Source organism: Roseateles sp. DB2 (assembly GCF_051857535.1).
Taxonomy (GTDB): Bacteria; Pseudomonadota; Gammaproteobacteria; order Burkholderiales; family Burkholderiaceae_C; genus Roseateles_B.
Map to the genome: position 1 here is coordinate 20,424 of NZ_JBPZGY010000016.1, position 24,862 is coordinate 45,285.

The 24,862-nt window shown below is 64.5% G+C and carries 20 protein-coding genes; 18 read left to right on the forward strand and 2 right to left on the reverse strand.

All coding sequences use genetic code 11. From position 1 onward, the window contains the following. Positions 1 to 28: 28 nt before the first annotated feature. The 18 genes from aroB to ACS5PK_RS19345 all read left to right on the forward strand — a co-directional run bounded on the left by aroB (position 29) and on the right by ACS5PK_RS19345 (position 22,464). Positions 29 to 1,162, forward strand: coding sequence for a 3-dehydroquinate synthase (aroB, locus tag ACS5PK_RS19260; protein WP_439441887.1), 1,134 nt, complete (start codon positions 29 to 31; stop codon positions 1,160 to 1,162). Positions 1,163 to 1,181: 19 nt separating this feature from the next. Beyond that, on the forward strand, positions 1,182 to 2,312 hold the full coding sequence (locus ACS5PK_RS19265; RefSeq protein WP_439441888.1) for a deoxyguanosinetriphosphate triphosphohydrolase: 1,131 nt from the start codon (positions 1,182 to 1,184) through the stop codon (positions 2,310 to 2,312). Between the two features lie 64 nt (positions 2,313 to 2,376). Then, on the forward strand, positions 2,377 to 3,081 hold the full coding sequence (locus ACS5PK_RS19270) for an REP-associated tyrosine transposase (protein ID WP_439441889.1): 705 nt from the start codon (positions 2,377 to 2,379) through the stop codon (positions 3,079 to 3,081). A gap of 170 nt (positions 3,082 to 3,251) precedes the next feature. Further along, complete coding sequence (locus ACS5PK_RS19275; protein ID WP_439441890.1) at positions 3,252 to 8,030, forward strand: glutamate synthase-related protein; 4,779 nt, start codon at positions 3,252 to 3,254, stop codon at positions 8,028 to 8,030. Between the two features lie 17 nt (positions 8,031 to 8,047). After that, on the forward strand, positions 8,048 to 9,523 hold the full coding sequence (locus ACS5PK_RS19280; RefSeq protein WP_439441891.1) for a glutamate synthase subunit beta: 1,476 nt from the start codon (positions 8,048 to 8,050) through the stop codon (positions 9,521 to 9,523). Positions 9,524 to 9,799: 276 nt separating this feature from the next. Then, entirely contained in the window at positions 9,800 to 10,273 is a 474-nt protein-coding gene (locus ACS5PK_RS19285; protein WP_439441892.1) for a type IV pilin protein, read from the forward strand. Then, on the forward strand, positions 10,267 to 10,884 hold the full coding sequence (locus tag ACS5PK_RS19290; RefSeq protein ID WP_439441893.1) for a GspH/FimT family protein: 618 nt from the start codon (positions 10,267 to 10,269) through the stop codon (positions 10,882 to 10,884). Before ACS5PK_RS19285 ends, ACS5PK_RS19290 begins: the two co-directional genes overlap by 7 nt. A gap of 19 nt (positions 10,885 to 10,903) precedes the next feature. Then, on the forward strand, positions 10,904 to 11,329 hold the full coding sequence (locus tag ACS5PK_RS19295) for a type IV pilus modification PilV family protein (RefSeq protein WP_439441894.1): 426 nt from the start codon (positions 10,904 to 10,906) through the stop codon (positions 11,327 to 11,329). Next, positions 11,317 to 12,588, forward strand: a complete 1,272-nt coding sequence (locus ACS5PK_RS19300; protein ID WP_439441895.1) for a PilW family protein — start codon at positions 11,317 to 11,319, stop codon at positions 12,586 to 12,588. The genes ACS5PK_RS19295 and ACS5PK_RS19300 overlap by 13 nt, the downstream gene beginning before the upstream one ends. A 14-nt stretch (positions 12,589 to 12,602) precedes the next feature. Continuing rightward, complete coding sequence (locus ACS5PK_RS19305) at positions 12,603 to 13,271, forward strand: pilus assembly PilX family protein (protein WP_439441896.1); 669 nt, start codon at positions 12,603 to 12,605, stop codon at positions 13,269 to 13,271. Positions 13,272 to 13,308: 37 nt separating this feature from the next. After that, positions 13,309 to 17,736 carry a pilus assembly protein gene (locus ACS5PK_RS19310; RefSeq protein ID WP_439441897.1) on the forward strand — a complete coding sequence of 1,476 codons (4,428 nt, stop codon included), beginning with the start codon at positions 13,309 to 13,311 and terminating at the stop codon, positions 17,734 to 17,736. Positions 17,737 to 17,906: 170 nt separating this feature from the next. Beyond that, on the forward strand, positions 17,907 to 18,467 hold the full coding sequence (locus ACS5PK_RS19315) for a hypothetical protein (protein ID WP_439441898.1): 561 nt from the start codon (positions 17,907 to 17,909) through the stop codon (positions 18,465 to 18,467). 108 nt (positions 18,468 to 18,575) lie between these two features. Continuing rightward, positions 18,576 to 19,415, forward strand: coding sequence for an ABC transporter ATP-binding protein (locus tag ACS5PK_RS19320; RefSeq protein ID WP_439441899.1), 840 nt, complete (start codon positions 18,576 to 18,578; stop codon positions 19,413 to 19,415). Beyond that, entirely contained in the window at positions 19,412 to 20,191 is a 780-nt protein-coding gene (mlaE, locus tag ACS5PK_RS19325; protein WP_439441900.1) for a lipid asymmetry maintenance ABC transporter permease subunit MlaE, read from the forward strand. Before ACS5PK_RS19320 ends, mlaE begins: the two co-directional genes overlap by 4 nt. Before the next feature lie 12 nt (positions 20,192 to 20,203). After that, on the forward strand, positions 20,204 to 20,680 hold the full coding sequence (mlaD, locus tag ACS5PK_RS19330; protein ID WP_439441901.1) for an outer membrane lipid asymmetry maintenance protein MlaD: 477 nt from the start codon (positions 20,204 to 20,206) through the stop codon (positions 20,678 to 20,680). Next, positions 20,677 to 21,414 (forward strand): MlaA family lipoprotein, encoded by a 738-nt coding sequence (locus tag ACS5PK_RS19335; protein ID WP_439441902.1) that lies wholly within the window; start codon positions 20,677 to 20,679, stop codon positions 21,412 to 21,414. The genes mlaD and ACS5PK_RS19335 overlap by 4 nt, the downstream gene beginning before the upstream one ends. 85 nt (positions 21,415 to 21,499) lie before the next feature. Further along, positions 21,500 to 22,141 carry an MlaC/ttg2D family ABC transporter substrate-binding protein gene (locus ACS5PK_RS19340; RefSeq protein ID WP_439441903.1) on the forward strand — a complete coding sequence of 214 codons (642 nt, stop codon included), beginning with the start codon at positions 21,500 to 21,502 and terminating at the stop codon, positions 22,139 to 22,141. Positions 22,142 to 22,158: 17 nt separating this feature from the next. Next, positions 22,159 to 22,464 carry an STAS domain-containing protein gene (locus ACS5PK_RS19345; RefSeq protein ID WP_439441904.1) on the forward strand — a complete coding sequence of 102 codons (306 nt, stop codon included), beginning with the start codon at positions 22,159 to 22,161 and terminating at the stop codon, positions 22,462 to 22,464. Between the two features lie 72 nt (positions 22,465 to 22,536). On the opposite strand, the gene ACS5PK_RS19350 is transcribed toward ACS5PK_RS19345, so the two are convergent. Continuing rightward, positions 22,537 to 23,397 carry a MurR/RpiR family transcriptional regulator gene (locus ACS5PK_RS19350; protein WP_439441950.1) on the reverse strand — a complete coding sequence of 287 codons (861 nt, stop codon included), beginning with the start codon at positions 23,395 to 23,397 and terminating at the stop codon, positions 22,537 to 22,539. Positions 23,398 to 23,405: 8 nt separating this feature from the next. After that, a complete protein-coding gene (gene zwf / locus ACS5PK_RS19355) occupies positions 23,406 to 24,851 on the reverse strand; it encodes a glucose-6-phosphate dehydrogenase (RefSeq protein ID WP_439441905.1) in 1,446 nt (481 codons plus the stop codon). Positions 24,852 to 24,862 lie beyond the last annotated feature (11 nt).

Sequence of the window (24,862 nt, forward strand, 5' to 3'; positions counted from 1 at the left end):
GATGTGGTGGGCCGTACACTCGGTCGGTATGAACGCCAATCCTTCCTGTCCTGCTGGTACTGGTACCGCCGCCGTGGATCGCCGGCTGGTCCCCATCACCCTGGACGAACGCAGCTACGACATCCACATTGGCAGGGGCCTGCTGGCCGATGATAGGAGCTGGGACGGGCTGCCCAAGGCCCGTTGCGCACTGGTGGTCAGCAACGAGACTGTTGCACCGCTGTACCTGGAAGCGGTCACCGCGCGCCTGCGAGGGCGCTATGCGCAGGTCCTTTCCGTCGTACTGCCTGATGGCGAGGCGTACAAGGGCTGGGATGCCATCGAACGCATCGCTTCGACCTTGCTGCAGGCTGCGGCCGATCGAAAGACGGTCCTGTTTGCCCTGGGCGGCGGCGTGATCGGTGACATGACCGGATTTGCCGCCGCCATCTACATGCGTGGGGTACCCTTTGTGCAGATACCCACCACCTTGCTGGCTCAGGTGGATTCCTCTGTAGGTGGCAAGACGGCCATCAACCATGTCCTGGGCAAGAACATGCTCGGGGCGTTCTATCAGCCGCAGCGCGTCATTGCTGACCTGGACACACTCAAGACCCTGCCGGACCGGGAGCTGTCCGCCGGACTGGCCGAAGTCATCAAGTACGGCCCTATTGCCGACGCCGAGTTCCTGTGCTGGCTTGAGCAACACGTCGACGCACTCCGAGCCCGGGACCCCGAGTCCCTGGCCCAGGCGGTGCAGCGCAGCTGCGAGATCAAGGCCTGGGTGGTCGGCCAGGACGAGCGAGAGTCCGGCTTGCGCGCTATTCTCAATTTCGGCCATACCTTCGGGCACGCCATCGAGACCGGCCTGGGCTACGGTGAGTGGCTGCATGGTGAGGCCGTGGGCTGTGGCATGGTCATGGCCAGCGACCTGTCGGTCCGCATGGGGCTGATGCCTGCTGAGTTTCTTGCCCGCATGACCTCGCTCATCACAAGAGCCGGTCTGCCGGTGAAGGCGCCGGCCACCCTGGACGTGGACCGCTTCATGGCGCTCATGCGGGTGGACAAAAAGGCCGAGGACGGCGAGATCCGCTTTGTGCTGATTGAGCGCCTCGGGCGGGCCGTGATGCGAGGTGCCCCCGACGCCCTGGTCGCCGAGGTCATCCGCCAGCACTGCGCCTGAACCGGAAAGAGCGTTGCGCATGTCATTGAAACCCTATGCCTGCCATGCCAACGCCTCTCGCGGTCGACGCTTCGCCGAGCCGGCCGCTCCCACGCGCAGCGAGTTCCAGCGCGATCGCGACCGCATCGTTCACAGCTCTGCCTTTCGCCGCTTGGTCTACAAGACCCAGGTTTTCCTCAATCATGAGGGCGACCTGTTCCGCACCCGCCTGACGCACTCGCTGGAGGTGGCTCAGCTGGGCCGCTCCATCGGACGCAGTCTGGGGCTGGATGAAGACCTCATTGAAACGGTGGCCCTGGCGCACGACCTGGGGCATACGCCCTTCGGCCATGCGGGGCAGGATGTTCTGGACGACTGCATGAAGGCGCACGGCGGCTTTGAGCACAATCTCCAGAGCCTGCGGGTCGTGGATCAACTCGAGCAGCGCTACCCAGCCTTCGACGGCTTGAACCTGACTTTCGAGAGTCGCGAGGGCATCCTCAAGCACTGTGCGCGGCGCAACGCCGAGCAGATCGAGGCTCGCGAGCCCGGCGGGATTGCCCAGCGCTTCCTGAATGGCGGGCAGCCCAGCCTCGAGGCTCAGCTTTGTAATCTGGCTGACGAGGTGGCCTACAACGCGCACGACATCGACGACGGCGTGCGCTCGGGACTGCTGACGCTTGAGCAGTTGGAATCCGTGCCCCTGGTCCAGCACTACCTGAGGGAGACGCTCGCGGCCTACCCAGCCTTGCAAGGCAAGCGCCTGCTTTTCGAAACCATCCGGCGCATGCTGTCCCAGCAGGTCTACGACATCATCGATGCCAGCGAGGCCGCTTTGGTTGAGTACGCCCCCCACGATGTGCAGGCGGTTCGCCGCTCGCCGCCGCTGATCCGGTTCAGCCCGCCCATGCGCCAGGCCAGCACTGAACTCAAGCGCTTTCTCTTCGCCAATCTGTACCGGCATGCCCAGGTTCGTGAGACGCGCCAGCGCGCCGAAATCGTGCTGCGGGACCTGTTCGCGGCCTATCTGCAGGATTGCCAGCACCTCCCCCCGGACTTTGCCGAGCAGGTGGACCATCCGCGAGCCTGCGCAGACTACATTGCTGGCATGACGGACCGCTTCGCCCTGAAGGAGCACGAACGGCTCACAGGCCAGCGGCTTTTTGGCTAGGGCGGCATTTGTTGAATAATTAGGGACAGATTCATGCGGCCCTGTGGCTGCCAGGAGTGCCGGCATGGCCCGACTGTCCCGCCTCGCGATCCCCGGCGAGGTTCACCATCTGATCCAACGCGGTCACGACCAGCAAGCCATCGTCCGTGACGATGAAGACCGCCGGGCCTTCATTGACGCCCTTCGCGAGTGTGCCGCCCTGCACAAGGTGGCCATCCACGCCTATGTGTTGATGGACAACCATCTGCACCTGCTTGCCACACCGCCCGCACCTGACAGCCTCAGTCGCATGATGCAGTCGCTGGGACGCCGCTACGTGGCCCGCTTCAATCGACGGCATGGGCGCAGCGGAGGGCTTTGGGAAGGGCGCTTCAGGGCCGCGCCTCTGGAGCCGGCCTGGTTGCTGTCGTGCATGCGCTACATCGAGCTCAATCCCGTGCGAGCCGGTTTGGTGGAGCGCCCCGAAAGCTACGCCTGGTCGAGTGCTGCTCACCATCTGGGTGCCGTGCGGGACCCGCTAGTGCACGACCATGCCGGCTTCTGGGCCATGGGCAACACCCCTTTTGAGCGTGACGCCAATTACCGGCGTTACATGGAGGAGGGCTGCAGTGCGGAGGAAATGCAGGCCTTGCTGGCTGCTGCCCTGCGAGGCTGGCCCCTGGGCTCGGCAGCCTTTCGCGCCCAACTGGCCAAGCAGACAGACCGACCTTTGGCGCCGCGGCCGCGCGGCCGTCCACGGCGCAAGCAATTTGAGACTGTCCCTAATTAAATTGGAGTGTGCACTCGAGAATCTTTATAAAAGAGTCTGACCCCATTTAATCGTTCTTGTCCTGTAACGGCCCGGCGACTAATCTGCACGGCATTCCTCCCGCGCTGCAGCATTCGCGTAGCGCAGGCCCCCCAGGGCTGGAGCTACAGCCTTTTGAATGCGGAGTCGCCATGGCAGTCGAGATGAGCCACCCCCAGAGCCCTTTCATCACAGGGCCTGACCACGCCGAGATCCAGTCCCTGGCCAGCCAGGGGCTGTACCGGACTCAGAACGAGAAGGACGCCTGCGGCCTTGGCTTCGTGGCCCACATCAAGGGGCAGAAGGCGCATGCCATCGTCCAGCAGGGCCTGAAGATCCTGGAGAACCTGGACCACCGCGGTGCCGTGGGTGCGGATGCGCTGATGGGCGATGGCGCCGGCATCCTGATCCAGATTCCCGACCAGTTGTACCGCGAAGACATGGCCAAGCAGGGCGTCACCCTGCCTCCCCCCGGCGAGTACGGCGTGGGCCTGATCTTCCTGCCCAAGGAGCATGCGTCCCGGCTGGCCTGTGAGCAGGAGCTGGTGCGTGCCATCAAGGCCGAGGGTCAGGTCTTGCTGGGCTGGCGCGACGTGCCGGTGGACGCCGAACTGCCCATGTCACCCACGGTGCGGGAGAAGGAACCCATCATTCGCCAGGTCTTCATCGGTCGCGGCCCCGACATCATCGTGCCCGATGCCCTGGAACGTAAGCTCTATGTGATCCGTAAGACGGCTTCCAGCGCCATCCAGGCTCTGAAGCTCACGCACAGCCGGGAGTACTACGTGCCCAGCATGAGCTGCCGCACGGTCATCTACAAGGGCCTGCTGCTGGCTGATCAGGTCGGCAAGTACTACAAGGACCTGTCGGACCCGCGCACTGTCTCTGCCATCGCCCTGGTGCACCAGCGCTTCTCGACCAACACCTTCCCCGAGTGGCCACTGGCGCACCCTTACCGCATGGTCGCCCACAACGGCGAGATCAACACAGTCAAAGGTAACTTCAACTGGATGCGTGCCCGCGAGGGCGTGATGAAGTCGCCGGTGCTGGGGGACGATCTGAAGAAGCTGTACCCGATCAGCTTCGAGCACCAGTCCGACACAGCCACCTTCGACAACGCCATCGAGCTGCTGACGATGGCCGGCTATCCGCTCGCCCATGCGGCCATGATGATGATCCCGGAAGCCTGGGAGCAGCACGAGCAGATGGACGAGCGCCGCCGTGCCTTCTACGAGTACCACGCGGCCATGATGGAGCCCTGGGATGGCCCGGCCGCCATGGTTTTCACCGACGGCCGACAAGTCTGCGCAGCACTGGACCGCAATGGCCTGCGTCCCGCGCGCTACTGCGTGACCGACGATGACATGGTCGTGCTGGCCTCTGAGTCCGGCGTGCTGCCCATCCCCGAGAGCAAGATCGTCAAGAAGTGGCGCCTGCAGCCAGGCAAGATGTTCCTCATCGATCTGGAGCAGGGCCGCATCGTTGATGACGAGGAGCTCAAGACCCAGTTCGCCAACGCGCGCCCGTATCGGCAGTGGATCGAGAACGTCCGGGTCAAGCTGGACAGCATCCCTGTGGCTGACCCCGCGCCCGCCAGCTTCGAAACCTCCTTGCTGGACCGCCAGCAGGCCTTCGGCTTCACCCAGGAAGATCTCAAGTTCCTGTTGGCGCCCATGGCTGCCAATGGCGAGGAGGGCATCGGCTCCATGGGCAATGACTCGCCCCTGGCGGTGCTGTCCGACAAGAACAAGCCCCTGTACAACTATTTCAAGCAGCTGTTTGCCCAGGTCACCAATCCGCCGATCGACCCGATCCGCGAGAACATCGTGATGTCCCTCAACAGCTTCGTGGGTCCCAAGCCCAATCTGCTGGACATCAACGCGATCAATCCGCCCATGCGCCTGGAAGTGAGCCAGCCCGTGCTGGACTTCAAGGACATGGCCAGGCTGCGAGCCATCGAGCAGCACACCAACGGCAAGTTCAAGCCCTACGAATTGGATATCACCTACCCGCGCGAGTGGGGTCGTGAAGGCGTGGAGGCGCAGCTGGCTTCGCTGTGCGCGGAGACCGTGGATGCGATCAAGAGCGGTCACAACATCCTCATCATCACGGACCGCCACCTGAGCGCGAGCCGCGTGGCCATTCCCGCATTGCTGGCTCTGTCCGCCGTGCACCACCACCTGGTGCGCGAGGGTTTGCGCACCACGGCCGGGCTGGTCGTCGAGACGGGGACGGCCCGCGAGGTGCATCATTTCGCGGTGTTGGCTGGCTTCGGCGCCGAGGCCGTTCACCCCTATCTGGCGCTCGAGACACTGTCCCAGATGACGACCGAGCTGCCTGCCAATCTCTCTGCCGAGAAGGCGATCTACAACTACATCAAGGCTGTGGGCAAGGGGCTGTCGAAGATCATGTCCAAGATGGGCATCTCGACCTATATGTCCTACTGCGGCGCGCAGATCTTCGAGGCCATCGGCCTGAAGGCTGACTTCGTCGAGAAGTACTTCCGCGGCACGCCCACGCAGGTCGGCGGGATCGGCGTGTTCGAGGTGGCGGAGGAGGCCATCCGACTGCACGAGGCGGCCTTTGGCGAGGACCCGGTGCTGGCCACCATGCTTGATGCCGGCGGTGAATACGCCTGGCGCGCCCGCGGCGAGGAGCATATGTGGACGCCTGACGCCATTGCGAAGCTGCAGCACAGTACCCGCTCGGGCAAGTTCGAGACCTACAAGGAATACGCGCAGCTCATCAACGACCAGAGCAGGCGCCACATGACCTTGCGTGGGTTGTTCGAGTTCAAGTTCGATCCGTCCAAGGCGATTCCGCTGGAGGAGGTCGAGCCGGCCGCCGAGATCGTCAAGCGCTTCGCCACGGGCGCGATGTCGCTGGGTTCCATCTCCACGGAGGCTCATGCCACGCTGGCTGTCGCCATGAACCGCATCGGCGGCAAGAGCAACACGGGCGAAGGCGGCGAGGATCCGGCGCGCTATCGCAACGAACTCAAGGGCATCAAGATCGTCAAGGGCACCAAGGTGTCAGACGTCATCGGCAAGAAGGTCATCGAGGCCGACTACGAGCTGCAGGACGGCGACTCCCTGCGTTCCAAAATCAAGCAGGTGGCTTCGGGCCGCTTCGGCGTGACCGCGGAATACCTGGTGAGTGCCGACCAGATCCAGATCAAGATGGCCCAGGGCGCGAAGCCCGGCGAGGGTGGCCAGTTGCCCGGTGGCAAGGTGTCCGAGTACATCGGCTTCCTGCGCTACTCCGTGCCAGGCGTGGGCCTGATCTCGCCGCCGCCGCACCATGACATCTATTCCATCGAGGATCTGGCCCAGCTGATCCATGACCTGAAGAACGTCAATGGCAAGGCGGACATCTCGGTCAAGCTGGTGTCGGAAGTGGGTGTCGGCACCATCGCCGCTGGCGTGGCCAAGGCCAAGGCCGACCACATTGTGATTGCCGGTCATGACGGGGGCACGGGCGCCTCGCCGTGGAGCTCCATCAAGCACGCCGGCACCCCCTGGGAACTGGGGCTGGCCGAGGCGCAGCAGACCCTGGTCCTCAACCGCCTGCGCGGGCGTGTGCGGGTGCAGGCAGATGGTCAGATGAAGACCGGCCGCGATGTCGTCATCGGCGCGCTGCTGGGCGCTGATGAATTCGGCTTTGCCACCGCACCGCTGGTGGTGGAGGGCTGCATCATGATGCGCAAGTGCCATCTGAACACCTGCCCGGTGGGCGTGGCCACGCAGGACCCGGTGCTGCGTGCCAAGTTCTCCGGCAAGCCCGAGCACGTGGTGAACTACTTCTTCTTCGTCGCCGAGGAAGCTCGCCAGATCATGGCTCAGCTGGGGCTGCGCAAGTTCGACGAACTGATCGGCCGCTCCGATCTGCTGGACACCCGCAAGGGCATCAGCCACTGGAAGGCCAGGGGGCTGGACTTCAGCCGCGTCTTCCACCGCCCGACCCTGGCTGCGGACGTGGCCCGCCTGCACAGCGCCGCACAGGACCATGGCCTGGACCGGGCCCTGGACGTCAAGTTGATCGAGAAATGCCTGCCCGCCTTCGAGAAGGGCGAGAAGGTGCAGTTCATGCAGGAGGTCAGCAATGTGCGCCGCACCGTGGGTGCCATGCTCTCCGGTGAGCTGGTGCGCCGCCATCCGGAGGGCTTGCCTGACCACACCATCTTCATCCAGATGGAAGGCACGGGCGGCCAGAGCTTCGGCGCCTTCCTGGCCCCGGGCATCACGCTGTACTTGATCGGCGACGCCAACGACTACACCGGCAAGGGCCTCTCGGGGGGGCGCGTGGTGGTGCGTCCCTCCATTGACTTCCGGGGCGACGCGACCAAGAACATCATCGTGGGCAACACCGTGCTGTACGGTGCCACCCGCGGCGAGGCCTTCTTCCGTGGGGTGGCGGGCGAGCGCTTCGCGGTGCGCCTGTCCGGCGCCTCGGCGGTCGTCGAGGGCACGGGCGACCATGGCTGCGAATACATGACCGGCGGCACCGTGGTCGTGCTGGGCAAGACCGGCCGCAACTTCGCCGCGGGCATGAGCGGTGGCATCGCCTATGTCTTTGACGAGGACGGCAGCTTCGCCAAACGCTGCAACACCAGCATGGTCAGCCTCGACCGCATCCTGCCGTCGCATGAGCAGGAGGCGGGCGTGGACAAGGCCATCTGGCACCGTCTCAAGCAGGGCGGCGAAGCCCAGACCGACGAGGCCATCCTGAAGAAAATGATCGAGGACCACCACCGCTGGACCGGCAGCCAGCGCGCCCGCGACATCCTGGACCACTGGGCCGATTCGCGTGCCAAGTTCGTCAAGGTCTTCCCCAACGAATACCGCCGCGCTCTGGGCGAGCTGCATGCCGCCCGCGAAGCCGCCGAGACCATCGCCCACGCCAAGGCCCCTGTGGCCGCCGCCAAGGCTTGAGAGATTAGGAGTACACAATGGGAAAAGTCACCGGCTTCATGGAGTACGAGCGCCTGGAGGAAGGCTACGAGCCCGTCCCGTCCCGGCTGAAGAACTACAAGGAGTTCGTCATCGCGCTGAACGCCGACCAGGCTAAGCAGCAGGGCGCGCGCTGCATGGACTGCGGCACGCCGTTCTGCAACAACGGCTGCCCGGTCAACAACGTCATTCCGGACTTCAACGACCTGGTGTACCGCGGCCAGACGCAGGATTGGCAGAACGCCATCACCATCCTGCACAGCACCAACAACTTCCCCGAGTTCACCGGTCGCATCTGCCCCGCGCCCTGCGAGGCCGCCTGCACGCTCAATGTGAATGACGACGCCGTGGGCATCAAGTCCATCGAGCACGCCATCATCGACCGCGCCTGGGCCGAGGGCTGGGTCAAGCCACAACCCGCTGCCACGAAGACGGGCAAGCGTGTCGCAGTCGTGGGCTCGGGGCCGGCCGGCCTGGCGGCGGCCCAGCAACTGGCCCGAGTGGGCCATGAGGTGACGGTCTTCGAGAAGAACGATCGCGTGGGCGGGCTGCTCCGCTATGGCATCCCCGACTTCAAGATGGAAAAGTCCCACATCGACCGTCGTGTGCAGCAGATGCAGGCCGAAGGCGTGGTCTTCCGCACCGGTGTGCTGGTGGCCAGCATGGGCGAGGACGCCAAGGTCACCAACTGGGCCAAGGAATCCGTCAGCGCGGAGGACCTCAAGGCGCAGTTCGATGCGGTGTTGCTTTGCGGCGGTGCCGAGCAGTCGCGCGACCTGCCGGTGCCGGGGCGCGACCTGGCGGGTGTCCATTTCGCGATGGAGTTCCTGCCTCAGCAGAACAAGGTCAATGCTGGCGACAAGCTCAAGGGGCAGCTGCGTGCCGATGGCAAGCACGTCATCGTGATCGGCGGGGGCGATACCGGCAGCGACTGTGTGGGCACCAGCAATCGCCACGGCGCCAAGAGCGTCACGCAGTTCGAGCTCATGCCCCGCCCGCCGGAGGAAGAGGACCGTCCGCTGACCTGGCCGTACTGGCCCTACAGGCTGCGCACCTCGTCCAGCCATGAGGAAGGCTGCGAGCGCGAGTTCGCCATCGCCACCAAGGAATTCCTGGGTGAGAAGGGCAAGGTCACCGGCGTCAAGACGGTGCGTGTCGAGTGGCAGGGCGGCAAGATGGTCGAGGTGCCGGGTTCCGAGCAGGTGCTGAAGGCGGACCTGGTGCTGCTGGCCATGGGCTTTGTCTCGCCGGTGTCACCGGTGCTGGAGGCCTTCGGCGTCAACAAGGACGCGCGCGGCAATGCCAAGGCCGGCACCGAGGCCCAGGGGGGCTATGCGACCAATGTCGACAAGGTCTTCGCAGCCGGCGACATGCGCCGTGGGCAGTCCTTGGTCGTCTGGGCCATCCGCGAGGGGCGCCAGGCGGCCCGCGCTGTGGACGAGTTCCTCATGGGTGCCAGCGTGCTGCCGCGCTGAGTCCCGCTCCTGTGCTGCGGCCAGGCCGCCCCGCGTGACGCGAGGGCGGCCTTTTTCCTTGTTGCGCTCCTTGATGTGCTCCTTGATTCGCCACTTGTAAGCACTCGGTTACAGGACTTCGCCACTCATCCGGGACCAGCGGCCGCTGGTCGGGCACTGTGGCGCCGCAGTGGAAAACGCCCCTGTGCTTTGTCTATGCTTCGCCCGACACTAGGCTCAGGTCCATGCTGCCGGCTTTGCAGGTGCGCATGGTGTCCGGATCAACTGCCTCAAACCATGTCCTACGCACGCCTTTCTTCGCGCCGCCCCCAGGCCGGCTTCAGCCTGATGGAACTGATGATTGCCGTGGCCATCATGGGGGTGCTGTTCGGCATTGCGCTGCCGTCCTACAAGGATTACGTCCGCCGCGGAGCAATTCCGGAAGCGACCGGAACCTTGTCGGACTATCGCATCAAGATGGAGCAGTACTACCAGGACAACCGGAACTACGGCACCGGCACGGCATGTGCCAATGCGGATCCGGCTCCTGCCTGGAGTGATTTCAGCCCGGCCGCCAAGCGCAGCTTCACCTACAGCTGCAAGCTGACGGACAAGGGCCAGGACTACGAAATCGTCGCGACCGGCGGGAGTTCGACCTCGGTGGCCGGGCATGTCTATGTGCTGACGTCCGGCGGCATGGCCACGCGAACCTTCAAAGGCACGGACGTCACAGGCAAGAACTGCTGGCTGGTCTCGGGGGACGAATGCTGACTCGCCGCTCGTCTGCCCGCACCGTGCTCGTGCGTGGCTACAGCCTGATCGAACTGGCGGTGACGCTGGTCGTCCTCGCGCTCGTGCTGGCATCCGTGGTGCCCAGCGCGGCCGAATGGATGCAGGACCTCCGCATGCGCGGCGTGGCCGAATCGCTGAAGACAGGTCTGGACCGGGCGCGCATGGAAGCGCTGAAAGGCAATCGCACCATGTCCTTCTGGCTGGTGACGGACGCCAAGTCCAAGGTCCCGGGGGCCGACTGCGAGTTGTCCGACATGGGCATGTCCTGGGTGGTGAGCGTCGACAGCCCCAGCAAGGCTTGTAACGCCGCGCGGTCCACCACGGCAAAGCCGCGGCTGGCCTACCGCTCCGAGGTTTCCCAGGATGGCGCGCAGGTGACGGTCGAGGCGGTTGACGCCGACGGCAAGAAGGCCAATCAGGTGACCTTCAATGCCCTGGGGCAGGTCCAGGGCGTCGGAATGATCCGTCAGGTGACCGTTGCACGCATCGGCGGGACGGGGCGCACCCTGCTCATCCTGGTGGAGCCGGGCGGCAGCGTCCGGACCTGCGATCCCAAGGTGAGCGCGGGCGATCCGCGCGCCTGCCCCTGAGCTGGGCCTGGAGCATGACATGAAGCCTCGTCAAATTTCCTCTACCAGCCGGCGAAGCCGTCGCGGCATTGCCTTGCTGGAGGCGCTGATTGGCATCCTGATCTTCGCTTTCGGCGTGCTGGGCCTGATGGGCCTGCAGGCTGCGATGACCAAGGCGCAATCGTCGGCCAAGTTCAGGGCCGATGCCGCCAACCTGGCGTCGGACCTTTTCGGTCTCATCCAGACCGACAACCCCGCCATGATCAGCAAGTACGCGACCGCCTCGTGTGCCAGCTATGCACGTTGCAAGGACTGGCTCACCAAGGTGAGCACGACGCTGCCGGGCGATCTCGCTCCCGAGATCACCGTGGATGCGGGGCCTGGCAAGGTCGAGCTCCGCATTCGGTGGCAGCAGGGGACGGAATCCGAAAACCAGTACCGGACGAGCATGGTATGGCAACAATGAACACGTCGTCGTCGTCGTCGTCCACGCGCAGGCTTCGCATGGAACGCGGGCAGGCGGGCTTCTCCTTGGTCGAGCTGATGGTGGGGGTCGGCGTCGGCCTCCTGTCGACAGTGGTAATCGCGACCATCCTGGCCCGGTCTGAGCAGCAGAAGCGTAGTTCATCCTCGGGCAATGATGCGCAGATTGCAGGGGCCCTGGCTCTCAATGAGCTGGACCGTTCCATCAAGGACGCTGGCTATGGCTTGACCACCGACGTCAGCGGCATTGGTTGCACCTTGAGGGCCCGCTATGCCGTGGGCGTGGACCTGGCCGGAGCGCCTACCCACCTGGAACCGGTTCGCATCACCCCGGACGCTGACGGAAAGCCCAGCACCATCGCCCTGATGCGAAGCACGGCTGCCGGGTTCTCCTTGCCGGCCAAGGTCAAGGCTCCGCTGTTTGATCCCACCGTCGCCACTGGCTCGGTGAGGACCACCTTGATCGTGACTTCCACCCTGGGCATGGCTGTGAACGACCTGTTGGCCGTGGTGACGCCGCCAGCGGATCCCGCTGTCGGACTGGGTTCCTGCACGGTGTTTCAAGCCTCGGGGTTGGGGGCCAGCCAGCGTGACATCACTCGCACGCCGGACACGCCCTGGAACGGTACGGGCGATCTGGCCAAGGCGGAGGACAAGCAGTACGTGATCAACCTCGGTGAGCTGGAGATGGAGACCTATTCGGTCGCTCCGGCCAAGAATGCATCTGGCAAGGACACATCGCAGTACCAGCTGTCCTTGACGCGGTACAACCTTGCCCGGCGCACCAGCACGACTCAGGTCATCCAGACAGGCATTGTCGACCTCAAGGCCTTCTACGGCCGCGATACCGATGACGATGGCATCGTGGACGTCTATGACACCACGACGCCCACCACCGCTGCCGGCTGGGCGCGCGTGAAGTCGGTTCGCCTGGCCGTGCTGGCCCGCAGCGACCAATTCGAGAAGGAAGAAGTCACCCCGACCGAGCCCGTGTGGGATGTGGGAACGGGCATCACCGTCACGGGCGCCGTGGATTGCGGCGACAGCAAGTGCATCAAGCTCAATCCTGTGGCTGGCGACGCCAGCTGGAAGCATTACCGCTACAAGCTGTTCGACCTTGTGTCCCCTATGCGCAACCAGCTGTGGCGCTCGGACCTCACCGTGCCTCCCCCGCCGACGCCCGCTACCGAGCCGGCCCCGGCGCCGGCTCCCGAACCAGCCCCGGCGCCTGCCGGCACTTGAATGGATGCCCGAACATGGTCAAGTCCATACGCAATCTGAAGAGCCTGTCCCTGCGGAGCCGACGTCAACGTGGCGCCTCCATGATGTTTGCGCTGATTGCGCTGGCGGTGCTCACGCTTGGCGCCGTGGCGCTCGTGCGTTCTGTGGATACCGGCATGCTGACCTTGGGCAATCTTGGATTCCGCAAGGACGCCTTGTCAGCCGCCTCTGCCGGCTCGGAGGCGGCGGTAACCTGGCTGTTCTCCCAGCCGCCTGCGAGCCTCCACAACAACGATGTCGAGAACGGTTACTACGCTACCGCAGTGACCAACCTGGCGCCCATGGACACCACGACCAGCGATGCGCACCCGGTGTCCTTGGTGGACTGGGACGGGAACGATTGTGGCAAGGCCACGACCTCTGCCACGCGCCAATGTCTCAAGGTCGCCAAGAAGGAATTGAAGGACGGCGTCGTCGTGAAGTACGTGGTGACGCGCCTTTGCAGCATGGCGGGGCGCGGTGGCAGCAGCCGTCCTTGTGTCATTCCCTTGATTACCAGTGATGCCCTCTCCATGGACCGCGGTGTATTCACCGGCCAGGGGACGATCACCGTGCCCACGGCCGTGACCTTTTATCGCGTCATTGCGCGCACCGAAGGTGCACGGGGCTCCGTGGCCTACACCGAAACGCTGGTTCATTTCTGACCGTACCTGCCATTGACGCCTGCTTGAGGAGTCTTTCATGAACAACCTCTGTCTTTCCGCCCCTCTGCGGGCCAGCGGCCTGGCCCTGGCCATCCTGCTGGCGCCCCTGGCCATGGCGGCCCCCACGGACATTGCGACGGCGCCCCTGTGGTCTTCTGTGATGTCCAACGTCAAGCCCAACGTCCTGTTCACGCTGGACGACTCCGGCAGTATGGCGGACGGCTATCTGCCTGATGACGCGGGGAACTTCTACCCGGTTTCCTGGATCGATTCCCGGACCGACACCTTCTATTGGGCACATTTCGGCTACCTGTCGCCGCAGTGCAATGGCCTGGCCTATGACAAGACCGTGAGCTACCTGCGCCCAGTGGATGCCACGGGGGCGACGGTGGGGGCCGGCAGTCCTACGTCAAGCGAACTCACGGCGCTGTTTGAAACCTCAGACGCCTCGGTGAGGACAGTTCGGGCTCAGCTCCTTGATACAGCGGGTTTCTCGCCTGTCAGTTCTGGGGCCTTGTCTGTCACGCTGAAGGTAGTCGTGCCAGCCGATTACTACTTTGTCAATCAGCCTGTCACGGTCTATGACTCTAGCGCCAAGGGGCGCTATATGGTGGGTTTGGTGACGTCCTGGGACGGGGCCCAAAAGCTGACCATCGATGTCAAGCAAGCCCGCGGCACCAGTGCCATGACGACCCCGGTGGTGGCCTATGGGACCCCGACGAATCAGCTGGTCTACGAATATACGGGCTCCGAGCCCAAGATGAACTACAGCTATCCGGTCTCTGCCGTTGACACCACGACCACGTTCTACAAGCAGTGCATCTCCACCATCAACACCACGCCTGCTCTCTTCCGGCCCGTGATCATGACGGACAAGGCGCCGGATGCCGCCAACTATTGGCTGTGGCGAAAATATTACAGCACGCGCATGGACATGATGAAGACGGCGATGTCGCTGGCCTTCAAGGATATTGACGATAAATTCCGCGTTGGCTTCACGACCATTCTCAAGCTGGACGTCAAGCCCGACAAGCGCATGCTCGATGTCAAGGACTTTGACAAGGACCAGAAGTCGACGTTCTATTACAACCTGTCCCAGGCCGTGCCTTCGGCTTCAACTCCTCTGCGGGGGGCGCTCCAAAAAGCAGGTAGATACTACGCGAAGAAAATGCCGGATCAGACCTATGATCCGGTCCAGTACTCGTGCCAGAAGAATTTCCTGATCCTCTCGACGGATGGCTACTGGAATACCTATGACGAAGCGGTTGATTATGGGCCGTATACCGTGGATGGTACTGCCGAGGTGGGCAACCAGGATGGCATCGGGACGCCTCGCCCCTATTTTGAAGGCGGCGCTCAGATCATCAAGAATACTTATCGCTGGGCGGTGAAGAATACCTGGGTTCGGACTTCGACGACACCCATCAGTTACTCAGAGACTGTCAACAACTCATACAAGCAGCAGCAGGAGGCTTACGCCATCAAGGCAGACTCGACCTACTGCAAGGCCAGTCCCTACAAGTACCTGCAGACCACTCTTCGGGAGCGTACTGCGACCTACAAGACGGTCACGTCCTATACCAAGCGCATTGATACCAACAATGTGTCTCAGGTAGAGACATGGCAGAGGACAGACACCACCACCAATGCCGGCGCTTCCACTGTTACCTCACCGGGTACGCCCTCCCTGGTGAGCAGCACCTCCGTCAAGATCGAAAGCAGCGCGGCCGACACGAGCTACGTCTCCAGCGTAGCTCCGGAAGCCTTTGTCAGCGCCGGCTCATGGAGCAATGTGAGTGTGACCAAGGGCGTTTGCACCACCTCCGTGCCTTCACCCAATCCCAGCGCCATCGTGACTGTGGACGGGCCGACGTTCGTGAAGAAGACGACGTCCGGCAGCCTGACCACGGCCACTGGATCCGTCACCAATGTGGACGGCCTCAAGACGGCGGAAGCGGGCGCGGAGTCCTTGTATGGCTCGACCGACAAGACCACGGGTGCGACGAGCAACACCCTGGCCGATCTGGCCATGTACTACTACAACACGGACCTGCGTACCTCTGAGCTCGACAACTGCACGGGAGCCCTGGAAAAGGATGTGTGCGAGAACAACGTGAAGCCACTCGCAGGCGAGCGTGACAAGGCCACTCATCAGCACTTGACGACCTACACCATCAGCCTGGGCAACAGTGGCACGCTGCGCTACAACAAGGACTACCTCACCGCCATTCCCAATGAGGCGGCGTCCATCTACAACGACTACTACTACCTCGGTGACGAAACCGGTGATGTGGCCGCTCGCAAGGGGACGCGGGACTGGTCCAATCCTTCCGGTGGCGGTGCGACCCGTATCGATGACCTCTGGCACGCTGCGGTCAATGGCCGGGGCATGTACTTCAGCGCGACGGACCCCAACAGCCTGGCCTACAGCCTGAAGAAGGCGCTGAGTGAGATCACCAAGGTTCGTGGGACCTCCGCAGCCGCTGCCACGAGCACCCTGCAGCCGGTCGCGGGTGACAACGGCATCTACATCTCTCAGTTCACGTCACCAGCGTGGACCGGTGACCTGCGCAAGTACCGCTTCAACGACGATGGCTCCGTGACCCTCAAGTCGGTGAGCTCGACAGGCGAGGAGACCGACACTGCCGTATGGAGCGCGGCGGCGAAGCTCACCAAGGACTACACGCGCAGGATCTATTTCTTCCGTCCCGGCTCGGGTGCCACGGGGTCGCTCCAGAACTTTGACGCGGCGAACATGACCTCCGCCGAGCAGGCCCTGTTCTCCGCCGCCTGCACCAGGACCGCCACGGCGGATCGCCTGTCCCAATGCGCAACGGCGGATGCCACGACGCTTGCCGCGCTGAACTCCGCAGCGACCATGGTGGACTATCTGCGGGGGCAGCCGAAGACGGGCTACCGTCCGCGCGACGCTGTGCTGGGTGACTTGGTGAACTCATCCCCTGTCTTCGTGGGCAAGCCGGGCTTCAAGTACCTGGAGAATGATTACGCGACCTGGGCTTCGAGTGAAGCCATGGTCAAGCGTCAGCGCACGCTGCTGGTCGGCGGCAATGACGGCATGCTGCACGCCTTCAAGGACGCAGACGACGCCACGGGCGGCACCGAAATGTGGGCCTATGTGCCGCGCCTGGTGATGGACAACATGTACAAGCTGGCTGACATGAACTACGGCAGCCAGCATCGCTACTTCGTCGACGGCACGCCAGTCGTGTCCGACATCGTGGGCCCTGAGGGCAAGTGGCGGACCATCGTGGTGGGCGGGCTCAATGCGGGTGGCCGCGGCTACTACGCGCTCGACATCACCGACCCCGCCAACCCCGTGGCCATGTGGGAGTTCGGTCCCGGTAATCTCCCGGCTGGCCAGGAAGGCCGCCTGGGCTACACCTTCGGGAACCCGGTCGTGACCAAGGCCAAGGACGGCACCTGGGTCGTGGTCTTCACCTCCGGCCACAACAACCCTGATGGTGGCGGCTACCTGTTCGTCGTCAACGCCAATACCGGCGAGCTGATCAAGACCCTCAGCACCGGCGTTGGTGACGCTTCCAATCCCTCTGGCCTGTCCCGCATCAATGCCTGGATCAATTCCCCGGCTGAGAACAAGGCCCTGCGCTTCTATGGCGGGGACCTGACCGGACGCCTGTACCGCTTTGACCCTGACAGCCGGCTGGCCCTGCCCAAGGATGTGGTGGAACTGGCGCAATTCCAGATCACCGACACCGTGGCCAAGACGGTGACGCCGCAGCCCATCACGACCATGCCCATGCTGGCTGAGTTCAACGCCAACGGGGCGGTGCGCCAGGTCATCTATGTGGGGACCGGGAAGTATCTGGGTGCCTCTGACGTGCCGGCGTCGAGCACCTCGGGGGAGCAGCAGTCCGTCTATGCCGTGCTGGACAAACTGACCGACACGGGCTACGGGGACATGCGTGCCGGCACCGACCTGGTCAAGCAGCCAGTTGATACTTCGTCGACGCCCCGCATCGTCGGCAGCAAGGACACCTTGATGGACTGGTCCAAGAAGAAGGGCTGGTATATGGACTTCGTGTCCAAGGCCGAGCGCGTCAACGTGGACATGCTTCTGGTGGCCAATACGCTGGTCGCTGTGGGCAACGTCCCTGGCAAGACATCGTCGGACTGCGCTGCGCCGGGTTCGAACAGCGCCTGGATGTACCTGTTCAACATCATCACCGGTGGCGGCAACTCCACTTCCCTGGGCACGATGATGGCGGGTCTGGGTGCCGTCGAGATCACGTCCTCTGGCAGCGGCAGCGGCAGCGGCGGCGGCAGCGGCAGCGGCAGCGGCACGGGTTCTGACACCGGAGCCGGCACCAGCCGCATCAAGCTCATCGGCACGACCACCGAAGGCGGCATCCTGACTCCGGACATCGAGCCGCTGACGGCGGGCGCCAACCCGGCTCGTCGCAGCTCCTGGCGTGAGCTCCGCTGAGCGCACATGGCAGCATGGCGGCGATGAGTCCAGTGCGGGGTGCTCCGCTGGGAGCAGCCGTGCTGGGCGCCATTGCGCTGCATTGTGTCGCGGTGCTATGGCTGGCGTGGATGCCTGAGCTTCATCCGGGCGAGGGCGGTCGGCGTAGCGCTAAGGCTGGGGCCGTCCCGGTGAGGGTCCGGTCGGTGGTGGAGCCGCAAGGCCTGGCGGCTGCCGAGCCACCGCCCGCCTTGGCGGAGGAGCCGGGGCAGGGGGCGGACAAGGCGCCGCTCTCCGGTCCCGTCGCAAACTCCGGCATTCCCGGCAGCGTGCCAGAGTCCGAGGAGCAAGCCCTGCTCGAGCGACTGGCGCGTGAAGCGGCGGAGGCCGCGGCGGCTCGCGAGGCGATCGGGGCCATTTCCTTCGACGACTACATCCCGGCGGCACGCCTCAGCCAGCGCCCACTGATCCAGGAGCAGGTGCAACTGCCCTGGCCTGAAGGCGGAGGTGTTCCGGACGGTGCCTTGTACATGGGCCGTTTCAGGCTCTATATCGATGAGCAGGGGCGGGTACGCCGCATCATGGGCGAGACGGGCAACCTCCTGCCGCCCCTGGTGCGCCTGACGCAGGACACCTTCAGCAACGCCCGATTCGCGCCGGGCGAACTCGCAGGACGGCAGGTCAAGTCCTGGATCCGCATCGAGGTGACCTTCGACGCCCGCGGCATCGTCAGCACCCGCATGCTGAACTGAGAAAACGCCTCCCTCGGCGGGCCATGTCGTGACCTCCGGAGGCAATTCCGTGTTTCCCCTATGATGTGGCCTCTTTTGTCTGGGCAGGTGCCCAGCCGCCACTGGCCCATGCCTGCCCAAAGACTACAGACCACTGATCAAGAAACACCCCTGATCGAGCTGCGCGATGTGAGCTGCGGCTACGCCGGGCGTGCCATTTTGCAGGGCGTGAACCTGCAACTCAGACGCGGCTCCGTGCTGGCCTTGATCGGCACCTCGGGCGGCGGCAAGACCACGCTGCTGCGCGCCTTGAGCCGCCAGATCACGCCCATGGCCGGAAAGGCCCTGTTCGATGGCCAGGACATGGCCGATCTCGACCAGGCTGGCCTGTACGCGGTGCGCCGTCGCATGGGCATGCTCTTCCAGTTTGGCGCCCTGTTCACGGATCTCAGCGTGTTCGAGAACGTGGCCTTCCCGCTGCGGGAGCACACCCGCTTGCCGGAGTCCATGATCCGGGACCTGGTGCTGATGAAGCTCAATGCCGTCGGCCTGCGGGGCGCCCGCGAGCTCATGCCCAGCGAGATCTCCGGCGGCATGGCGCGCCGTGTGGCCCTGGCGCGCGCGATCGCACTGGACCCCGACCTCGTGCTGTATGACGAGCCTTTCGCGGGCCTGGACCCCATTTCACTGGGCGTCACGGCGCGCCTGATCCGTGACCTCAACGATGCCCTGGGACTGAGCAGCGTGATCGTGTCGCACGACCTCCATGAAACCTTTGCCATCGCTGACCATGTTGCGATGGTTGCCAATGGCCGGGTGGTGGCGCAAGGCACGCCGGACGAACTGCGGCACAGCCAGGATCCCCTGGTGCAGCAGTTCGTGGGCGCCCAGCCGGACGGCCCTGTGCGCTTCCATCAGCCGGCCGTGCCGGTGCTGGAGGACTTCGGCGTCAGCGGGAGGTCTGCATGAAGCGCCTCCCCTTGCACGTCGGCTACACCCTGCGCAGCAAGCTGGCCGAGATTGGCCAGGCCGCACGGCTGTTCTCGCAGCTGCTGGCCCGCAGCCCGCGCGCCCTGATGCGCTTCTCGCTGATCCGCGAACAGGTGTTCTACCTGGGCAACCGCTCGCTGTCCATCATCGGCGTCTCGGGGCTCTTCGTGGGCTTTGTGCTGGCCCTGCAGGGCTACTACACCCTGCAGCGCTATGGTTCGGCCGAGGCCGTGGGTCTGTTGGTTGCGCTGAGCCTGGTGCGTGAGCTGGGCCCGGTGGTGAGTGCTCTGCTGTTCGCTGGTCGGGCTGGCACCTCGCTGACGGCCGAGATCGGTCTCATGAAGGCCGGGGAGCAACTGACCGCCATGGAAATGATGGCGGTGGACCCCGTCACGCGCGTGCTGGCGCCACGTTTCTGGGCGGGCTTCATTGCCATGCCCCTGCTGGCGGCGGTGTTCTCTGCCGTGGGCGTCATCGGGGGCTGGCTGGTGGGCGTGGTGCTGATAGGCATCGATGCTGGCGCCTTCTGGTCCCAGATGCAGGGCGGGGTGGATGTCTTTGCCGATGTGGGCAACGGCGTCATCAAGAGTCTGGTCTTCGGCCTCACGGTGAGCTTTGTGGCACTGCTGCAAGGCTATGCCTGCAAACCGACACCAGAAGGGGTGTCTTACGCCACGACCCGCACGGTCGTGGTTTCATCGTTGGCTGTGCTTGCACTGGATTTCGTGCTGACGGCCATGATGTTCTCGATTTGATGGGAGAAGAGGATGCAAGCCTCTCGACATGATGTGTGGGTCGGTTCCTTCGTGCTGCTGGGTGCAGCGGCGCTGCTGTTCCTGGCCTTGAAGGCGGGCAATCTGCTGAGCCTCAACTTCGACGACACCTACACGGTGGTGGCCAAGTTCGACAACATCGGTGGCCTCAAGGCCCGCGCGGCCGTCAAGAGCGCTGGTGTGGTCGTGGGCCGGGTGGAATCCATCACCTTCGATGACAAGAGCTTTCAGGCTCGCGTGGTGCTCAAGCTCAACCAGGGCGTGGCCTTCCCCAAGGACAGCTCGGCCAAGATCCTGACGGCTGGCCTGCTCGGTGAGCAGTACATCGGCCTGGAGCCCGGCGCCGACGAGAAGAACCTGGTGGCCGGCGATGTGATCAAGCAGACCCAGTCTGCCGTGGTGCTGGAAAATCTGATCGGGCAATTCCTCTACAACAAGGCCGCGGACAGCGGCAGCGGGGAGAAAAAGTGAATTGGACCCAACGCGGCGCCGTGCTGGTGCTGAGCCTGAACCTGGCGGCCTGCGCCTCGCTCAAGGGACCAGGCGCCCAAGGGCAGAAGCTGGATCCCTGGGAAAACTGGAACCGCAAAGTCTTCGCCTTCAACGAGGACCTGGACGCTCATGTCCTCAAACCTGTGGCCACCGCCTATAGCGAGGTCGTGCCCAGCCCGGCCCGCACCGGCATTGGCAATTTCTTCAGCAATGTGGGTGACGCCTGGTCGGCCATCAACCTGACATTGCAAGGGCGTTTCAAGCTGGCTGCTCAGCAGGCGTTCCGCTTTGCGGTGAACTCCACCCTGGGCCTGGGCGGTCTCATCGACCTGGCCGGCGAGGCGGGCGTGGAGCGCAACAGCCAGGACCTGGGACAGACCTTTGGCCGCTGGGGCTTCGGCACCGGTGCCTACATCGTGTGGCCCCTGTTCGGCCCCTCCTCGGTTCGTGACTCCCTGGCCCTGCCCTGGGACCGTACGGCCAGCCCGGCCCTGTATTTCCAGGACGGCCGCAGCAAGGTCTCCATCTATCTGCTGCAGACGGTCAACGGTCGTTCCAACTTCCTGCGTGCCGGCGAGATGCTGGATGGCATCGCCCTGGACAAATACACCTTCATCCGCGACGCCTACCTGCAGCGCCGCGGGCATTTCGAGGCTGCCGAGGACGAGTTCGAGGTGATCACGCCGCCGTCCGCGGGCGACAGCAAGCCCTGACCCTCGTGTGAACCGCCGGGACCCCTGCTGCGTTGTGGGTCCCATGGCGACGGATACCGTCGCCGCGCTACTGAAAGGAAATTGAATGATTCTGTCGACCAAGCGCTCCGCTCTGAAGGCCCTGCTGGCTGCCGCCTCTTTCGCCTGGCTGCCTCTGTCCAGTCATGCCGCTGATGCCAGCACACCCGATGGCCTGATCCGCCAGCTGTCCATCGAGACCATCGAAGCCGTCAAGGCCGACAAGGCCATTCAGGCCGGCGATGTCAGCAAGATCGTGACCCTGGTGGACACCAAGGTGATGCCGCACGTGAACTTTCAGCGCATGACCTCGTCCGCCGTGGGCCGCTTCTGGCGCCAGGCCAGCCCCGAGCAGCAGAAGCGTCTGCAGGACGAGTTCAAGACCTTGCTCGTGCGCACCTACGCTGGCGCTCTCGCGCAGGTCAAGGACCAGACCATTGCGCTGAAGCCCCTGCGTGCCAGTACCGAAGACACCGAGGTCGTGGTCAAGACCGAGGTGCGGGGCAAGGGCGATCCCATCCAGCTGGACTACCGCCTGGAAAAGGTCGGCAGCGCCTGGAAGATCTATGACGTCAATGTGCTGGGCATCTGGCTGGCAGACCAGTATCGCAACAGCTTCGCCCAGGAGATCGGTGCGAATGGCATCGATGGCCTGATCAAGGCCCTGGCTGACAAGAACCAGAAGGCTGCGGCCGGCGCCAAGAGCTGAACGGAGTGAATGCTGCCATGCTCAAGCTGCCCGCCAGCATCCGCCTGCCCGAGCTGCCCCTGATCTGGGCGGAGCTCGAGGCGGCGCTGCGCGCTGAAGCCGCGCAGGTGAATGCCGCTGCGGGGTCGACGCTGCGCCTCAACGCCGTGGATCTCAGCGAGTTCGACTCCGGAGTGCTCACCCTGCTGTTGAGTGCGGTCCGCCTTGGTGAGCAGATGGGCCTGCAGATGCAGATCCATGAAGTGCCTGCCAAGCTCCAGGAGTTGGCCCGGGTGTATGGGGTGGATGCGGCGCTCTGGCCCGAGCTGGCACCTCAGCTCTGAGCGCTGAGCTCTCGCAATAGATGCAGTAGACGGCGCCCTCGGGCGCCGTTGTACTTTGGCGCTGCGCCTGGCTCAGGCCGCGTAGCGCTTGCTGCGCAGATTGCGCTTGATCTCCTGCAGCATCGGCCGCAGCTGCTGGCCCAGGCGCAGGGCGACGCCCGTGGTCAGAATGTCCACGGCCGTCAGATGCAGCAGGCGGGAGACCATGGGGCTGTAGCGGTCGTAGTCTTCCGGGTGGTCCACTGCCAACAGCACCTGTCCCGGGGCCTGGCCCAGTTGCGCGAGCGGCGATCCGCTGGCGGTGATGATGATGGTGGTGGCGCCCTTCTTGCGGGCGATCTCCGCGGCGTCGAGCAGGTCCCGGCTGCGGCCGGAATTGGAGATGATCACGGCGCAGTCGCCGGGCGTCAGCATGGTGGCGCTCATCAGTTGCACATGACCATCGCTGCAGGCGATGGTGTGCACGCCCAGGCGAAAGAACTTGTGCTGGGCATCCTGGGCCACGATGCCCGAATTGCCAACGCCATAGAACTCGATGCGCTTGCCCTGGCGGGCAGCCTCGGTCAGGGCCGTGATGGCACGCTCGAAAGCATGGCTGGCGGCGTCGTTGCGGTAGTGCAGCAGGGCGGCCACGGCGTTGTCGACCACCTTGACGATGAGGTCGCCCGGCTTGTCGTCCTCGTCCACGGCACGGTGGACGAAAGGCACACCCTCGTTGACGCTGCCCGCCAGCTTCAGCTTGAAATCGGCCAGGCCGTCATAGCCCACGCTGCGGCAGAAGCGCACCACCGTGGGCTTGCTGACATGCGAGCGATCCGCCAGCTCGCTGACCGGCAGATTGGCGAAGGAGCGGGGGTCGGTGAGCAGCAGCTTGGCCACCCGCTGCTCCGCCGGTGGCAGGGCGGGCAGGGCTGCCTTGACGCGTTCCAGGATGCTCATGCTCACTGCTCCTCGGCCCAACTGAAGCCATCGCGCGCCACCAGGGCGCTGGCGGCGGCAGGGCCCCAGCTGCCGGCGTTGTAGGCCCGCGGGCCCATGCTGTCGGCGGACCATGCGTCCAGCACAGGCTCGACCCAGCGCCAGGCCTGCTCCTGCTCATCGCTGCGAACGAAGAGGTTGAGCTTGCCGGCGATGGCGTCCAGCAGCAGGCGTTCATAGGCACCTACGCGGGCGCTGCCGAAGGCCTTGTCGAAGTCCAGGTCCAGGGATACAGGCGCCAGGGACTCGCCGTGCGAGTTGCCCTTGGCGGCCAGCAACTGCAGCTCCAGGCCGTCCTCGGGCTGCAGCTTGATCACCAGGCGGTTGGGCTGGTTGGCGCCGGGGAAGATGGGATGGGGCACCGGCCGGAAATTGACGACGATCTGGGCATCACGCGCGGCCAGGCGCTTGCCGGTGCGCAGGTAGAAGGGCACGCCGGCCCAGCGCCAGTTCTGCACCTCGGTGCGCAGGGCCACGAAGGTCTCGCAAGGGCTATTGGCCGGGATCTTGGCCTCGTCCAGATAGCCCACCACCGACTTGCCATCCACACTGCCGGCGCGGTACTGCCCGCGCACCACATCGCGGGCCACGGACTCTCGCGTGAAGGGCTTGAGCGAGCGCAGCACCTTGAGCTTCTCGTCGCGGATGGCGTCGGCATCGTTGGTGGAGGGGGGCTCCATGGCAATCATGGTCAGCAGCTGCAGCGCATGGTTCTGGATCATGTCGCGCAGGGCGCCGGTGCTGTCGTAGAAGGGGCCCCGCGTGCCCACGCCCAAGGACTCCGCCAGCGTGATCTGGATGTTGGCGATGGCCTGGCGGTTCCACAGTGGCTCGAAGAGCGCATTGCCGAAGCGCAGGGCCATGAGGTTCTGCACCGAGGGCTTGCCCAGGTAGTGGTCGATGCGGAAGGCTTGCGACTCGGTGAAGACCGAACGCACCACGCGGTTGATGTGCTGGGCGCTGGCCAGGTCGTGGCCCAGAGGCTTCTCCAGCACCACACGGATATGCGGCCCATTGAGGCCGGCGGCACCCAACTGCTCGCAGATCTGGGTGAATAGGTGGGGGCTGGTGGCCAGGTAGAACACCACGGTCTCGGCGCTGCGCTCGCCCAGCCACTCCTTCAGCCGTGTGTAGTGCTCGGGCTGGGAGAGGTCCATGCGGCGGTAGTGCACCAGGGCCGCGAAGCGTTCGAACTCCTCGTCGCTGGGACGCTTGGCGCCCTCGACTTCCTGGAAGCGCTCCTTGAGCCAGTCGCGGTAGCGCTCGTCGGGCATGTCGTCGCGGGCCACCGCCAGGATGCGGCCGCCCTCGGGCAGCTTGCCGTGACGGAAGGCCTGGAACAGGGCCGGCATCAGCTTGCGCCAGGTGAGATCGCCAGTGCCACCAAAGAAGACGAGATCGAATGCCATGCCAGGGTTCC

What these genes read in the sequence shown, in the direction of transcription:
- aroB (WP_439441887.1), top strand. Translation starts at nt 29, where the DNA reads ATGAACGCCAATCCTTCCTGTCCTGCTGGTACTGGTACCGCCGCCGTG.
- ACS5PK_RS19265 (WP_439441888.1), top strand. Translation starts at nt 1,182, where the DNA reads ATGTCATTGAAACCCTATGCCTGCCATGCCAACGCCTCTCGCGGTCGA.
- ACS5PK_RS19270 (WP_439441889.1), top strand. Translation starts at nt 2,377, where the DNA reads ATGGCCCGACTGTCCCGCCTCGCGATCCCCGGCGAGGTTCACCATCTG.
- ACS5PK_RS19275 (WP_439441890.1), top strand. Translation starts at nt 3,252, where the DNA reads ATGGCAGTCGAGATGAGCCACCCCCAGAGCCCTTTCATCACAGGGCCT.
- ACS5PK_RS19280 (WP_439441891.1), top strand. Translation starts at nt 8,048, where the DNA reads ATGGGAAAAGTCACCGGCTTCATGGAGTACGAGCGCCTGGAGGAAGGC.
- ACS5PK_RS19285 (WP_439441892.1), top strand. Translation starts at nt 9,800, where the DNA reads ATGTCCTACGCACGCCTTTCTTCGCGCCGCCCCCAGGCCGGCTTCAGC.
- ACS5PK_RS19290 (WP_439441893.1), top strand. Translation starts at nt 10,267, where the DNA reads ATGCTGACTCGCCGCTCGTCTGCCCGCACCGTGCTCGTGCGTGGCTAC.
- ACS5PK_RS19295 (WP_439441894.1), top strand. Translation starts at nt 10,904, where the DNA reads ATGAAGCCTCGTCAAATTTCCTCTACCAGCCGGCGAAGCCGTCGCGGC.
- ACS5PK_RS19300 (WP_439441895.1), top strand. Translation starts at nt 11,317, where the DNA reads ATGGCAACAATGAACACGTCGTCGTCGTCGTCGTCCACGCGCAGGCTT.
- ACS5PK_RS19305 (WP_439441896.1), top strand. Translation starts at nt 12,603, where the DNA reads ATGGTCAAGTCCATACGCAATCTGAAGAGCCTGTCCCTGCGGAGCCGA.
- ACS5PK_RS19310 (WP_439441897.1), top strand. Translation starts at nt 13,309, where the DNA reads ATGAACAACCTCTGTCTTTCCGCCCCTCTGCGGGCCAGCGGCCTGGCC.
- ACS5PK_RS19320 (WP_439441899.1), top strand. Translation starts at nt 18,576, where the DNA reads ATGCCTGCCCAAAGACTACAGACCACTGATCAAGAAACACCCCTGATC.
- mlaE (WP_439441900.1), top strand. Translation starts at nt 19,412, where the DNA reads ATGAAGCGCCTCCCCTTGCACGTCGGCTACACCCTGCGCAGCAAGCTG.
- mlaD (WP_439441901.1), top strand. Translation starts at nt 20,204, where the DNA reads ATGCAAGCCTCTCGACATGATGTGTGGGTCGGTTCCTTCGTGCTGCTG.
- ACS5PK_RS19340 (WP_439441903.1), top strand. Translation starts at nt 21,500, where the DNA reads ATGATTCTGTCGACCAAGCGCTCCGCTCTGAAGGCCCTGCTGGCTGCC.
- ACS5PK_RS19345 (WP_439441904.1), top strand. Translation starts at nt 22,159, where the DNA reads ATGCTCAAGCTGCCCGCCAGCATCCGCCTGCCCGAGCTGCCCCTGATC.
- zwf (WP_439441905.1), bottom strand. Translation starts at nt 24,851, where the DNA reads ATGGCATTCGATCTCGTCTTCTTTGGTGGCACTGGCGATCTCACCTGG.